This window comes from Agrobacterium rubi TR3 = NBRC 13261 (genome assembly GCF_000739935.1).
Classification (GTDB): Bacteria; Pseudomonadota; Alphaproteobacteria; order Rhizobiales; family Rhizobiaceae; genus Agrobacterium; species Agrobacterium rubi.
Genome location: NZ_BBJU01000007.1, coordinates 140,984 through 155,305, shown reverse-complemented (window position 1 = coordinate 155,305; position 14,322 = coordinate 140,984). Strand labels below are relative to the sequence as shown.

Here is a 14,322-nt window from a genome sequence, read left to right as displayed (position 1 = left end):
AGTCAGAGAACGCTACTGTTTCGACAAGCGGATTGTCTTCGCTCGCTCTTAAACTTCAGTAACTTCACAACTTTGTAAATCAGCATATGATTTTAAAAATCTATGTTGATTTCTTGATCGCTTGCTGCAACTATGCAACCAGCAGTGAAGGGTGAGGAATAGCTGCAAGGCTTACGCCGTTTCAAAAATGGAGGAGGAATTCAATGTTCAGATCAACGTGGACACGACGACACATTTTGCTGGGTACAGCGATGTTGGCAGCAGGTCTGGGCCTTGCCCAAACCGCATCTGCGATTACACCAGATGAGATCAAGGCCCGCGGCAAGCTCATTGTTGGCATCCAGGGAGACAACCCGCCCTGGGGGTTCGTCACCAGCGCTGGCAAGCAAGATGGACTTGATGCGGATATAGCGACACTGTTCGGCAAGGAACTCGGCGTTCCCGTCGAGTTCGTACCGCTTGAAGTCAACAACCGCATTCCCGCACTGACCAGTGGCCGTGTCGACCTTTTGTTTGCAACCATGGCCATGCTGCCGGACCGTGCAAAAGCCGTACAATTCAGCAAGCCTTATGTCGCCAATGCCATCGTTCTGATTGGACCGAAATCGATGTCCATCAAGACCAATGACGACATGGCCAACCTGACGATCTCTGTTGCGAAGGGTGCCGCACAGGATACGCAGGTGACGAAAAATGCGCCTTCAACGGCAACGATCCGCCGGTATGACGGTGACGCCGCAAGCGTTCAGGCGCTGGCTTCCGGTCAGGTGCAGGCCTTGGGCGGCAACATATTCTATATGGACCGCGTCGAAAAAGCCCGCCCGGGTGAGTTTGAAAACAAGCTTGAATTCCAGAAGCTCTATAACGGTGCGTGTACACGTTTGGGCGAAAAGGAAATCAATGCGGCGCTCAACACCTTCATCGACAAGATCAAGACAAATGGCGAGTTGAAGACCATTTACGACAAGTGGATGAAGGTACCCGTGCCGGAGTTCCCAGATAGTCTTGAAGGCATCTCCTTCGTCGCGAAATAGGCTCAGTTCGGTCTGTTGCAACAACGGTGGGCGTCATCGGATGTCCACCGGCACCCTTTCTGTGCGTGCGAGAATATCTCGACGGTAGCCCCAAGAGCACGACCATGAGCAAAAAACTCTTCATCTTGAATGGACCCAATCTCAACCTTTTGGGACAACGCGAGCCATCGATCTACGGCACGACGACGCTGCAGGATATCAAGGACCGCTGTATCGCTAAGGCGGACACCCTGGGTTTTTCTATCGAATTCCGGCAGACGAATTTCGAAGGTGAGTTGGTCGAAAGCGTTCATCAGGCGCGTGAAGACGCCTGCGGTATCATCATAAACCCAGCCGGCTATACCTTTACGTCCATCGCACTTCTCGACGCGCTAAAGACGTTCGATCCGCCAAAAATCGAACTTCACATCTCAAACGTTCATGCACGCGAAAGCATCTATCACAACTCTCTCATTTCCCGTGTCGCAAACGCCGTCCTGATCGGTTTCGGTGCTGCGGGCTATGAGCTGGCCATTCAGGCAATGTCCGGCATGGTGACAGAGGCGCAGAGGTCATGAATTATCAACTGGATTTCACACCCGTCATCGATGGTCTTCCAAGCCTGCTTTCGGCGTGCCTTGGAACGTTTACGCTTGCCCTGTGCGGCATGGTTCTGGCCATCATCATCGGCATCGGTGGCGTCGCATTGCGCACGTCCCGTTTCAAAGCGGTTCGATGGCTCGTCATCGGCTTTGTGGAAATCATCCGCAACACGCCGTTTCTGGTGCAGATTTTCTTTATCTATTTTGCCCTACCGCTTGCCGGTGTCCGCCTCGACCCGACACCCACCGCCATCATCGCGCTTGGCATCAATGGCGGCGCATACGCAATCGAGATTATCCGCGGAGGCGTCCAGTCCATTTCAAAGGGACAGATGGAAGCGGGCTTGGCCCTTGGTCTTCACAAGGCGCAGGTCTTCCGACTGATTATCCTCAAGCCGGCTTTGCGGGCGATCTATCCTTCTCTGACAAGCCAGTTTGTCCTTTTGACCTTGTCCACCAGCATCGCGTCCGCGATCTCTGCCTATGAGTTGACATCCGTGTCCCAACGCATCGAGTCCGAGAGCTTTCGCAGTTTTGAAATCTATTTCACAATCACGCTTTTGTATCTCGTAATGTCCTGGATCATGATGCGCCTCTTCTCTCTGTTTTCGGCGCGCTACTTCGCTTACCCCGTCAAGTAGGAGCCGTCATATGGGTTACGATGAATTTGTCTTCCTGCTGATCGGCCTCAAGTGGACCGTTGCGCTGTCGGCCGTTGGATTTGTCTTCGGCTGCATCGCAGGACTTTTGGTCGCGCTGGCCCGAACATCCGGTATCGCCGTTTTGGAGCGGCTGACCTCAGCCTATCGCCGTCTTCCAAGGCACTCCGCTTCTGATGCAGCTTTTCGTCGTTTATTATGGATTGGCGCTCATCGGCTTCAGATTGGACGCATGGATTGCCGTGGCGATTGGTCTGACACTTCATGCCAGCGCTTATCTGGGCGAGATATGGCGGGGTTCGATCGAAGCCGTGCCGAAAGGACAGATCGAGGCAGCAAAGGCTCTCAGTCTTCGGTATATATCCCGAACGAAGGATGTCGTTCTTCCGCAGGCGATCAGAATCTCGCTTCCGGCAACGGTTGGTTTCCTGGTGCAACTGATCAAAGGAACATCGCTTGCGTCCATCGTGGGCTTCACGGAACTGACGCGCGCGGGCAATATTATCTCGAACCAAATATTCGAGCCGCTGACCGTTTTCAGCATCGTTGGTATTCTTTACTTCGTGATGTGCTGCCCGCTGACGATTTTCGGCGCCCATCTTGAGCGCAAATTCGCCGTCGCAACGCGCTGATGGTGAGATTTTTGGGCTTCAATGGCGTTTAATTTAGCTCAATGGCTTGCAGTTCTAACCTTGGCAGTTGATGGAGGCGCAAACGCGCTATAAAGAGTTTGTCGCGGAGTCACACGGCTACGGAAATCAAAAGGAACTGTCATGCCTACCGGTACTGTGAAATTTTTCAACGACGACAAAGGTTTCGGCTTCATTACACCTGAAAACGGTGGAACTGATGTGTTTGTTCACGTGTCTTCCCTTCAGCAGGGCGGCTCGCTTAGAGAAGGTGACAAGGTCAGCTTCGAAATCGGCCAGGACCGCAAGACGGGCAAGTCGAAGGCAGAAAACGTCAGCGTTCTCTAACGCTTGTCTGCGCTAGCCTGCCGCTCATACCGGCAGGCTAGACCGCTATCATATTTGCCTTACATTGGCAGAGCGATACACATCGCTTAAACCGGCCATTGTTGGCTGGGTATTCTGGGCCGCCTTGATCGCGTCCAACAGGGGGACATAGGCCTGTCGACCATCTAACCCCACCTCAGCCGATAACAACCCATTCTGACATGCCCGCTTGTCGTCCCAACCCGGATGATTGGCTATGGGATAAAGGCAAATGCCTTCGAGCGGAACGCCAGCAGCGATGGCATCACGCGCCTGTGCAGATACATAGTCGAACCAAGACGCCCGCCTGTCGTTTTCGATGCCTGTCTCGGCGATCAGCATCGGCCTGCCATATCGCGCATATGTTTCGATCAGAATTTTGCTGAGGGGCTTGTAGAGCGCGTGGCCAATATCGATGGGTGGACCACCATGTATCCATTGATTATTGAAATAATAATTCACACCGATGATATCGAGATATCGTTCGTTGCCGCCGATTTGCGGCCACATGCGGCCTGACAAAAGCTCCCAGCCTTGAAACTGCGATTGGTGATGACCTTCGGCAACCCCTGCTTCCCAAGGGCGAGATGGCTCCATGATGACATTGATGATGGGGTCGCAATGGACGAAACGTGCGCGCGGATCGATGTTCAGGATCGCGTCCATAGCGGCAATCGCGGCTCGCGCAAGCTGCACTTTGAGCTCGAAGCCACGTCCATGCGCAAACGGATTGAGATAGCCGGCATCGCCCCCGCCCCACGCGAAAAACGAGATTTCATTGACGGGGCAGTAGAACGGCACGTCGTCGCTCTCTTCACGCACCAACCGTGCGCATGCCTGCGCGTAGCGGGCAAATCTGTCAACGAAATCCGGCGACCAGATATCGATATCATCCGGCCACCCATAATGCAGCAGATCCCAGATGACTTGGGTGCCTGTTTCCGTGGCAGCCCGTAACATCGGGCGGATGCTCGACCAGTCGTAGCTGCCTGCCTTGTCGATCAAGTGCCAGCGAAACCCGTCGCGAACCGTGCGGATGCCAAGACCAGCCAGTTGTCGGTAATCCTGCGCCACATGGATGTCGTGGCCGATTGCGTCGATCATATCGAGGCGGCGCCCTTCGACTTCGTTATCTCTTAGCCGCAGCCGGTGTGTCGAACATTCAAAGCCGCCTTGAATGAAGGATCTAAACAGGCCGGTCGGTTTGGCCGGGTTCCGCTCTTGAATAACAGCGTCGAACAATTGCTGCCATTGCGGTATCACCACCTCAACGGAATAGGTCGTTTCGACCTGATGACGCAAAGCCGCGCCAAGGGCCTTACGGCGGGTTGGCGAGGCAATGAGGGACAACATGTGCTCTGCAACGGCGTCCGGGTTGCCAAACGGTACAAACAGACCTGAGACCCCGTCCTCGATTTGTTGAAGAGCACCATTATCCGGTGTGGCAATGACTGGAAGACTGGCCGCGCCCGCTTCGGCGATAACATGCGGCATTCCCTCACCAGATGAGAGCCAGACGAAGATATCGAAGGCCGAAAGTAGCGCCGGGATGTCTTTTCTGTCGCCGAGAAACTGCAAAACGCCATCAAGGCCACGCGTCGTCGCCAGTTTCTTCAACTGCACCGCATAGTCCGGCATGAAGGCGTCGGGACCGCCGACAATGACGAACCGGGCGTTTTCGTTGACGGCGCTGACGCGGGCCACAGCCTCGATGAAATCGCCGACATTCTTTTTGGGATCAAGCCTGCCGACCCAGCCGATCAACACCTGGTCGTCGGCAATGCCGAGCGCAGTGCGGGCGGCGTAGCGGTGGAGCGGATCGAATGTTGCAAGATCGACCATCGATGGAATTTCGATCGCAAGTTGCTCGCGTCCCGGCATCACGGATGCTGCCGCCTCAACGATCGATTGGCACACGCCGACATAGCGGTTGGTAAAATGCTTCGGCCCGGCCAACGCTTCAGAAACGAGACCGCCATGTTCGATCAGCGACGGGCGAAGGTGAAGCCGCTCCAGAGCGGGATAGATGTCTGCAACATTTTGACACGACACCACCACATCATAGCCCGAAATTTTTCGGGCCAAATAGGTGACCGTATCGTCAAACGACAGTTCGTAGGGCGTGATATCGACGTCGACGCCGAGCGCGCGAAGTTGTTCATGGGTCTGCTCCGGCATGCCGGGTTTGCGGAAACAGGCGACAACGTCGATGCGGTATCGTTTTCGGTCGAGATTTTGGGCAAGCAGTCGTACCTCGGTTTCCTCCCCACCGACCACCAGCCAGGCAAAGACGAACAGAATGCGTTTCGGCTCCATAGTCACTCGCCTACCTTGAAAACGACTTGCAGAAAGTCCGGACGGTTCTCCACGAGATCAGCGAGGAAAGATGGCGCGTCATCCAGGGGAACGACGTGGGTGATCATATGCTCCCGGATCGATTTTCCTTCGGCAACAAGGAGATCGACGGTGGCACGCGCCAGGCGCTGTCGGTCCCAAAGCGGAGCCAGACCGCGTGGGACGCGGTTGATTTGCGCGCATCGAATATTCAAACCGTTGTGGTGGAATTCCTCGCCAAGCCGCAAATGGTCAGCACCGTCCTGATAGAAGGCAAGATCGATGACCGTTCCTTGCGGGCGAAGTGCTTTCAACGCGGTGTGGAGACTACCGGCATATGCTCGGGTCTGAAACACCCGGTCGGCACCTCGGCCCATGGCTCCATCATGCCAGCGAGCCTTGGCATGTTGCCAGGCCTGTTCTTCCGGCATCGCCATAAACCCCATCTCTTGTGCCTTCTGGCGCCTGAACTCCGAAGGGTCCGTAATGACGACATCCGACGCGCCAAGCGAACGGGCAAACAATGCTGTCATAAGCCCTACTGTTCCGGCCCCGATGACGAGCACGGGACGACCTTTTACGCCTACACCGAGTGCTGGCACATGCGCGCCATAAGCCTCTGCGTCTGCGTGAAGGATACCATTTGCCGCTATTGGCCCCATCTGCCCGACGAAAATACCGAGGATCGGATCGATCTCTTCAGGCAGCGGCGTGAGCACATCATGATAGGGGTCCGCCGTATGGCCGGACTTGTGACCGAAAGCAGAGGAGATCACCATGCCATCCGAAAAGCCCATCGCACGCGACTGCGTGACACGTGCGACTTCCATATAGCCGAGGAACGGCACCGGGTAGTGCAAATCCGGTTCGTTCTCGATGAAGACACCACGACCGCTGTCGAAGCGGGAACGGAAATAGGGATTGGTATGCTTGAGAAATGTGAGTTCAGTGCCAGCCGAAAGGCCCGTGTAAAGCGTATCGAGACGGACCTGTCCCTCATTCGGCAGACCCTCCTCATACTCGAAGAAATAGGCGCGACCCGGCGCCTCGATACCGAGAGAGCGGATTTTCCGGTGGCCATGCGGCATTCCCTGAGGCTTTTCCGCTCTCGGCTGGAACTGGAGAGGCGCTGGGTCTGGTCGCTTCGTCGTCGGTACATCAAGATGAACCGGCTGGCCAGAGCGTGCAGAGGAAACGACTGCGAGCGCAAGACGGTGCGTCGCCAACGCCTCACTATAGGGGCAACGGATACGGTTCTCGCCACCGCGCACCGCATCGATAAAGTCGCGATCTTCGCGCCAGACCGGATCGCCATCGGCACCGCGCGTGGGACGCCCGCGCCCGACATCGACCATGATATCCCGGTCGGTCAGTTCGATCGCCAACCGGTCGGCAAAGATGTGCAGCCCAACGCGATGGTTCCAACCGAGAAGGCAGGTCGACGCGATATTCGCCACAACACCGTTGTCGAATGTCAGGCTGGCGGTGGTGACGGTTGGCACGTCGAGGCCCGGAAACTCCGGTCGGTCCTTGTGGCCTGCGCGACCATAGACCCCGGTGACCTCGCCAACCAGAAAGCGCGTGAGATCAAGAAGATGGGTGGCTTGCTCGACCATTTGCCCACCGGATTTATCCTCCTTCCACCACCATTCCGGCGGTGGTGTGGAATCCAGCCAATAGCCAGATAAAAGCTGGGCTGGATTGTCTGCCAAAAGGCTGCGGGCCTCATCGACGATATCGAGGTAGCGCCAGTGATAGCCGACAGCCGTTATCAGGCCCTTTGCTTCAACTGCAGCGGAAATCTCTGCTGCGGTCGCGATATCGAGCGATACGGGTTTTTCGACAAAAAATGGAATGTTGCGTTCAATCAGATCACATTCGGGCTCGCCATGAGCAAAAGGTGGGATGCAGACATAAACGGCATCTGGCATAACGGCATCCAGCATATCGCGATGATGCTGAAAGGCCTTGGCTCCAAAACGCATCGCTGCCTGCTCAGCGCGACCAAGATCAGGATCGGCAAATCCGACAAGCTCCACGTCTTCGAAGCCAGCCAGAATGTCGAGATGGCGCTGGGCTATGCCGCCAGCGCCAATGAAAGCGATACGTGTCTTTTGCATGGATGCGTCCTTTTGCATGTCATTCGCCGGACGGGTGATAAATCGGTCGTAGACCGCACCCACCTCGTCCGCCATTCGGTCGGCTGAGAATTTGTCTTGGAAACGTTTTTGGCTGGCTTGGCCCGCCAACAGCCTCTGCTCCCTGTTGGCAAGTGCGTGGATGATCGAAGTCGCAAGCGACGCAGGAATGCCGGGTTCGGCAAAAAACGCGTGATCATCGCCCAATGCCTCTACCGTACCGCCGATTTTTGTAGCGACGACCGGGATACCGAGTGACATTGCCTCCAATACCGCCAAAGGAAGCCCTTCAAACAGGGATGGAAGAACAAAGATATCTGCAATGGCCATGATGTCGGCAACATCCGACCTGTGCCCGAGAAACTGCACGTGATCGCTCAGCCCCAGTTGCGTCGCGAGCGCTTTCACATTCTCCTGTTCGTCGCCGGAGCCTACGAGCAGGAGCGTCAGATCAGGATATGCCTCTATCACAGCCGGCAGGGCGCGCAGGAGTGAAGCGTGGTCTTTCTGCGCCGTAAACCGGGCAACCGTCAGCAGCACCGTTCGTCCAGCCAGGCCCAGTTCGTTCTTCACCGAGTAGGTATCTTTAGCCTGAAGGGGAAATATGCCATTGCGGATGACCGTCATGCGCTCGGATGCGACATGCCTTTCAAAACTCTCGCGCGATGCCTGGGAAACGACGATATGATGCGACAGCGCCTGCGTCGCCTCTTTGTATCGCGCTTGCTGTTCAGACACAGTCAGAAGATAGGGGAGGTGTTCAGTCCGGATGACTGGCAGACCGCTGGCGATCCTTGTCGCAGCCAGTTCGTGCCCTTCCCAGCCAATACCCGCATGGACGTGCAGAAGATCGAAGGTGCGTTTTGAAATCCAGTTCTCAAACTCTGATATGTCAGTGACAAGCTTGATGCCAAGACCATGGCGCGCAGCACGCGGTAAAAGGCCAGCTCGATCCTGCGCCAACAAAGCCAGCGTCACATCGAAACGTTTCGCCAGACCTCGGCCAAGGGCAAGCATGTGCTCGCCCATGCCCGAGGGGTCAAGACTATCGGTTACAAGGAGAATGCGCGGCTTATCAATCACGCTGGGCACCAGCCATGATCCCGTTCACGGTCTGCGCTCTCTTCGGATCAAACTTCGGCGATGCCGAAAGGGTAATGCGGTTCCCATCCACGACATTTTCCACCAGCCGCATCATATTGTGGAACGTGATATCCCAGGACATTTTGCTCAGCGTCTCGTCCACAACATCGAGCCATGTTGCGTTGCTTTTCGGCAAGGCCAATGCAGAGGTGCAAGCCTCGACAAATTCCGCCGTATTATTGGCAATGAAAACGCCCGGCACAGCGCCATATCCGCGCGCGACATCCCGGATATGCGTGCTGACGACGGGGCGGCCAGCCGCGAGATATTCCGGGGTTTTCGTCGGGCTGATGAACTGGGTGGCCTCATTCAACGCGAAGGGCATGAGCGCCGCGTCCCATCCCGACACATAGGCAGGCAGGTCGGCATAGGCTTTCTGCCCGAGATAATGGATATTTGGAGCGCGCGGTAAATCGTCAGGTGAAATCTTGACGACAGGCCCCAGGAAAACAAGCGACAGATCGGGTCGTGCGGTGGCTAACGTGCGGATGAGATCGAGGTCGAGCCTTTCATCGATGACACCATAATAACCGAGCCGCGGATGCGGGATCGCCCGTTGATCGGCAGGTTCCTGAATGCGACCGCGGGCTGTTCGAAAATGCTGACTGTCGACGCCGGAGGGGAAAGGATGGATGTTATCGTGCTGATCCATCTTCGCCTCATAGAGGCTGACACCCCCGGTGAAGACGACATCGGCGCGGGCCATCAAAGCGTTTTCCGCGGCCTTGATCTGCGGCGGCGCGAGCTTGAAGTTCGCCAACTCATCCATGCAATCATAAACCACGGCTGCCGCGTCCACATGTTTGGCAAAGCCAAACATCATCGGCGTATAGAACCAGAGGATGGGCCGCTTCGCGCCGTGGAGCGCGATCAGGTCATCCAGCAGGCGGCGTAGCGCCACCTCGCGGTCTGCTTCGCTCCACCAGTGTGGAATGCGTGGGCGTATTGCCTTGACGCTGGTTCCTACAAAGGGGTGTATTTCCAGATAGGCAAGGTGATGATCTGTCGGAATGAATTCCTCGAAGAAAAACACTTGTCGCTCCCGGGAAAACCGCTCCATGAGATGCTGCGGCCGTTGCAGGACGAAATCCCATCTTAGATGGGAAAAACAGATGATAGGGGCATTTGCGGGTAGGTTTACATCGGTCGACTGCGGAAACGTGTTTAAAATATTCATCGGACACCTCAAGATAGCTGCCACCTAACAATGAGATGAACCTAATGTTCCTGAAGCTAAATAAGATTTATCCGGCTGCATCTGAAGGTAGATAAGACTTAAGCTTTTCAATGGTGTGAGGCCACGTCCAGTTCGCCAGAACGACCTCTCTTGGAGTGAACGTATCCAGCCTGTCCAGCATGGTCCTGATGCCCTCATGGAAATTCTCTGACGAAAAGGCCAGGCCGGTCCTTGGGGTGATGTATTGCAGTCCGCAGCTCAGCTGATCATTCGCGAGAACCGGAATACCGGCCAGCATATATTCAGTGAGAATTGCCGGTGCGCCATCATTGACACCACAGACGACGCCAATCTTCGCCTGGTTCATCAATCGGTTGACCTCATCGAACGGCACGCCGGGCGGACCGACGAAATCGACATCGATGCCGAGTTCCGTCACTTGATCCCGCAATTCATCAATGAGTTCTCCATAGCCGAAGACGCACAGCGTCCTGATTGAGCGTGGCAACTTGGCAAGAGCTTCGAACAAGATGTCATGCCGTTTGTATGACTGCGCAGCAGCGACATAGATGACATCATAAATCTTCTCGAGCCCAAGCGGTTGAAAGGTCTGCTCTGACGCAAACTCCGGACCGATCGGCATGATGGCCGTCACCATATCTGGGTGGCGTGCGCGGACTTCTGCAGACTGCCATTCGGCGCCGGTCAGGACGAGGTCGAAATACCGGCTGGCCTCGAACGGGATGCGCAATGCTGGCGCGTCTATGGAGTTATAAATCTTGTAACTGTCGCGACAGGCTAGAAGAATGTCTTCGCTGACGCCGAGCCCCCAGACACAGAGTATGTCCGGTGGCCCGAAGGCCTCGATATGTCCCAGCATGTCATTGGAGTTGAAAGGTGCGTCCGGGCCATTCATGCGAAACGCTCGGCGTGTCAGGTCGGGACTGTTGGCGGTCCATTGGTGCGGCGGCGTGTCGCCGCGCCAATGCGTCCATATTTCGGCACAATCAACAATCCCACTTTTGATGGAGGCAAGTGGCAGACGCTCGATGTAACCACCGTCGACCTGAACACTCTGCGGCGATAAGGTCGCCACAGGTGGACGGCCCCTCAACCCGGCGAGCCACTGGTCACGGTACGACGACACTGAGTTAACAGCTTCGCCATCCCAGTCCCCATCCTGAAAATCGCTGATGATCACCATACGGCGCAGCTTCGACAGCGTCGTTATCCTCCCTCACAGCGTCATGCTCATTCACAACGGCGTCCTCCAAACTGCAAAGAGATGAATAAGTTCGCGCGTGAGGGAGAAAAAACGTCTCAGCTCCGGGAGTGGTATGATCAGTGCGCCAGCATTTCCTCAGTAATCTGTTTGCCGTCGAGGTTTGCTGGATAATATGTCGGCCAATTGGTGACCTCCTTCAGCAAGGCTGCGCGATCATTGCCCCAATAGAGGTGATAATGACCCGCTTTTTCGGGTGCGATAGCATGATCACTGAACTGGATGAACGCCGGTGCGGCCTCGTCGCCCTGCACTTTCTTGAAGATGAAGCGGACGCCTCTGTTGCCCTTTTTATAGGTCAGGGTCTCGTGACCATCGGTTTCGTAGACGCCTTTGACGGATGTGTCTCCGCGAAAGAATGTTACCGTGTCGTCTGCGATCAGAATGCGGCCGACGTCGGTCTTGTACCCGATTTCATAATAGGCTCGGTAATCTTCAGCACTCGTTGAGCTGTGTTTCGCCTTGTCGTTCATCACCGGGTCCAAGGTGCCATCTAGCAGATAAGGATAGACGGACTGCCAGTCCCCTGCCCAGTCGGACAGCGCCCTCGCCTTCACCTGATCGTCGTCAAAGTACCCCTCCTGAACAGGCGTTTTCTCAGCGTGAGAATGCGCATGGCTGGTCTCTTGGCTTTTTGTTGCATCGGCTTTCGCCGCGCCTGCGATGACGATGGCGGGCAACAAAACGGCAGCATATCCCAATGTCTTGATCAGTTGTCTCATCTCACAATTCTCCTATTCAGCATTAAACATTTGTTTGATATGTAATAACATTACTTTGGTCAAGTGCCGAAAAATGACTTTCTGCGGCAGTTCAAGATTGACGGGCCGGTTACCGTTGTACTCCCGGCAATCATGGGAAAAGAGAAAATGGCAAAGATTTTTTGTTGCGTTAAACGCAACGCAAATACACAATCGTCGTCGTTGAACGGATGATAACCATATCGTCTCATTGCGAAAACGCTCCGCAGAACCGGCGGCAAGGTTTTTCCGACACTCCCCGCAAGGGAGGGCTCGGTAGACGCCACTGGACGCAGATCACCACAGCGCCTGGACGCATAGGGTTTGCATGCGCTGGCGAAGAGTGATGCCAGCATCAGTCATGACGGGGAGAGGGACACAGGAATGTCGGAAACCGGACTGAGGTATTTGCTGGAAGCGCTCAATGCGGGGTCTATGCGTGCGGCTGGAGATCGCCTCAACATCGCAGCCTCGTCCATCAGCCGCCAGATTGCCCAGTTGGAGGAGCAGCACGGGATCGCGCTGATCGTGAAGGGCCGGCGTGGCATCAAGCTGACCCATGCGGGTGAGATGGTCATGGAGCATTATCGCAACCAGATGTCCGACCGCGAGGCGTTGCGCGCCAAGCTGGAAGATTTGCGGTCCGTCAAAACAGGCAGTGTGACCCTATCGGCAGGCGAAGGGTTTCTGGGCGAAACCTTCACCGACCTGATCAATTCTTTCAACCGCGACAACCCAAAGGTCAGGCTGAACATCAATATCGGTGCCAGCCAGGAAATCGCGCGCATGGTTGCAGATGACGAAGCCCATATGGGCCTCGTCTTCCAGACCCCGCACGACATGAAAATTCAGGTCCGTGCCGCGATTGCCCAGCCCCTGATGGTGATCGTACCGCCGGATCATCCGCTGGCGAGCCAGGAGAGCGTCACCATTGCCCAATTGCGCGATTATCCACTCTGCCTGTCGGAGCGCAGCTTTCGCTTGCGCCAGATATTGAGTGAAGCAGAAGCGCATAGCGGCCAGCGGATAGAGCCTGCAATTACGACGAACTCCATCTTCGTCATGCTCGAAGCGGTACGTGCAGGTGTGGCGCTGACCATCCTGCCTCAGCTTTCCGTCTGGTCCGATCTGCAGCGAGGGACGATGGTCAGCGTGCCCATTGCCGAGGACATGATGGAGAAAACCAGTGTCAGCCTCATTCTTCGCGCTGGTCGCAAATTGGAAGGTGCGCCCGCACGGTTCCTGATCGCGCTGGAGCGATTGTTGCGCCAGTGGGCGTAAACGATACCGAGGCAGGTCCGGTAGACGTCCCTTCGGGAGCGTCCTTCCGACCAGAGAACTGAATTGCAAAAGGAAGTGACTGTGTTCGCCAGAGATCTGCCCCCACAAAGTTCCATCAATGCCGCTGCCGACGCCTATGCGGAAACCAGCCTGCTACGCTCCTCCGGCATTCCGCGCTTTGCGGATTTTCCCTATGGGAACGATCCGGCCCAGCGTTTGGACATCTATCTGCCAGATCATGGACTGCGCACTCACACCAACCTGCCTGTCTTTCTGTTCTGGCATGGCGGTGGCTTTACGCATGGCCATAAAGAGTGGTGCGGTTTCATGGCACCGGCGCTGCTCGCCCTCCCGGCAATCTTCATTTCCGCAAATTATCGACTGCTGCCGCAGGTCAACTCCGAAGAGTTGATGGATGATGCCCGCGCAACGGTTCGCTGGGTACTCGACAATATTTCCCGTTACGGCGGCAATCCGAACCGTCTGGTCATTGGCGGACATTCAGCGGGTGCAGTTATCGCTGCGCGTTTGGAACTGGATGCAGACCATCGTCGGGCAGCCGGTATTCCCGACGGCACGATCTCGGGGGTGATAGCGATGAGCGGCAGCTATCACAAGCGGATTGGCGATGCGCATCCAGATCCGGACCGGCGGCTACCTGCGGATCAACCAGACTGCGCGGCCGATTTCAGCGGGCCGACATCAGCCAGATTTACTTTGGCATGGGGCACTTTGGAACGGGAGACGGTTCAGCAATCCGGCTTAGACTTCGCCAACATGCTGGAAAGCAGAGGGATTAACCTTCGTCGCCAGCCATTCGAAAATGCCGACCATTTTTCCGTGCATCTGGCGACAGGTGAGCCCGATAACGCTTACCATCTCGCCGTCGCAGAAGAGCTTATGGCGCTTCCCTGTTAAGTCTCGCGGTCTTAGTGCCCAATATCCAGTGAAAGTCGTC

General features: G+C 55.8%; 10 protein-coding genes and 2 pseudogenes. 7 read left to right on the top strand and 5 right to left on the bottom strand.

Features of this window, described 5'->3' with window-relative positions:
- The first annotated feature begins 203 nt into the window (after nt 1-203).
- From RRU01S_RS05270 to RRU01S_RS05250, 5 genes and pseudogenes are all read left to right on the top strand, one after another.
- Complete coding sequence (locus RRU01S_RS05270) at nt 204-1,034, top strand: transporter substrate-binding domain-containing protein (RefSeq protein WP_045229197.1); 831 nt, start codon at nt 204-206, stop codon at nt 1,032-1,034.
- 104 nt (nt 1,035-1,138) lie between these two features.
- Nucleotides 1,139-1,591 (top strand): type II 3-dehydroquinate dehydratase, encoded by a 453-nt coding sequence (locus tag RRU01S_RS05265; RefSeq protein WP_045229196.1) that lies wholly within the window; start codon nt 1,139-1,141, stop codon nt 1,589-1,591.
- Nucleotides 1,588-2,256 (top strand): amino acid ABC transporter permease, encoded by a 669-nt coding sequence (locus RRU01S_RS05260; protein WP_045229195.1) that lies wholly within the window; start codon nt 1,588-1,590, stop codon nt 2,254-2,256. Before RRU01S_RS05265 ends, RRU01S_RS05260 begins: the two co-directional genes overlap by 4 nt.
- A 10-nt stretch (nt 2,257-2,266) precedes the next feature.
- Nucleotides 2,267-2,906: pseudogene (locus RRU01S_RS05255) on the top strand (amino acid ABC transporter permease).
- 141 nt (nt 2,907-3,047) lie between these two features.
- A complete protein-coding gene (locus RRU01S_RS05250; RefSeq protein WP_045229194.1) occupies nt 3,048-3,251 on the top strand; it encodes a cold-shock protein in 204 nt (67 codons plus the stop codon).
- 48 nt (nt 3,252-3,299) lie between these two features.
- Here RRU01S_RS05250 and RRU01S_RS05245 read toward each other — a convergent pair whose 3' ends face one another.
- From RRU01S_RS05245 to RRU01S_RS05225, 5 genes and pseudogenes are all read right to left on the bottom strand, one after another.
- Nucleotides 3,300-5,585, bottom strand: a complete 2,286-nt coding sequence (locus RRU01S_RS05245) for a glycosyltransferase family 4 protein (protein ID WP_045229193.1) — start codon at nt 5,583-5,585, stop codon at nt 3,300-3,302.
- 2 nt (nt 5,586-5,587) lie between these two features.
- Nucleotides 5,588-8,770, bottom strand: a complete 3,183-nt coding sequence (locus tag RRU01S_RS05240; RefSeq protein ID WP_045229192.1) for a glycosyltransferase — start codon at nt 8,768-8,770, stop codon at nt 5,588-5,590.
- Nucleotides 8,771-8,876: 106 nt separating this feature from the next.
- Nucleotides 8,877-10,061 (bottom strand): annotated as a pseudogene (locus RRU01S_RS05235) (glycosyltransferase family 1 protein); the annotation flags it as partial.
- Nucleotides 10,062-10,128: 67 nt separating this feature from the next.
- Nucleotides 10,129-11,265 carry a glycosyltransferase gene (locus RRU01S_RS05230; protein WP_081879998.1) on the bottom strand — a complete coding sequence of 379 codons (1,137 nt, stop codon included), beginning with the start codon at nt 11,263-11,265 and terminating at the stop codon, nt 10,129-10,131.
- A 137-nt stretch (nt 11,266-11,402) separates the two neighbouring features.
- The gene (locus RRU01S_RS05225) at nt 11,403-12,065 is read right to left on the bottom strand and encodes a ZinT family metal-binding protein (protein ID WP_045229191.1); all 663 of its coding nucleotides are present in this window, start codon (nt 12,063-12,065) and stop codon (nt 11,403-11,405) included.
- Between the two features lie 402 nt (nt 12,066-12,467).
- Here RRU01S_RS05225 and RRU01S_RS05220 point away from each other — a divergent pair, with 402 nt between their 5' ends.
- The gene (locus RRU01S_RS05220) at nt 12,468-13,364 is read left to right on the top strand and encodes a LysR family transcriptional regulator (protein WP_045229190.1); all 897 of its coding nucleotides are present in this window, start codon (nt 12,468-12,470) and stop codon (nt 13,362-13,364) included.
- An 81-nt stretch (nt 13,365-13,445) separates the two neighbouring features.
- Complete coding sequence (locus RRU01S_RS24995; RefSeq protein ID WP_052815980.1) at nt 13,446-14,282, top strand: alpha/beta hydrolase; 837 nt, start codon at nt 13,446-13,448, stop codon at nt 14,280-14,282.
- Nucleotides 14,283-14,322 lie beyond the last annotated feature (40 nt).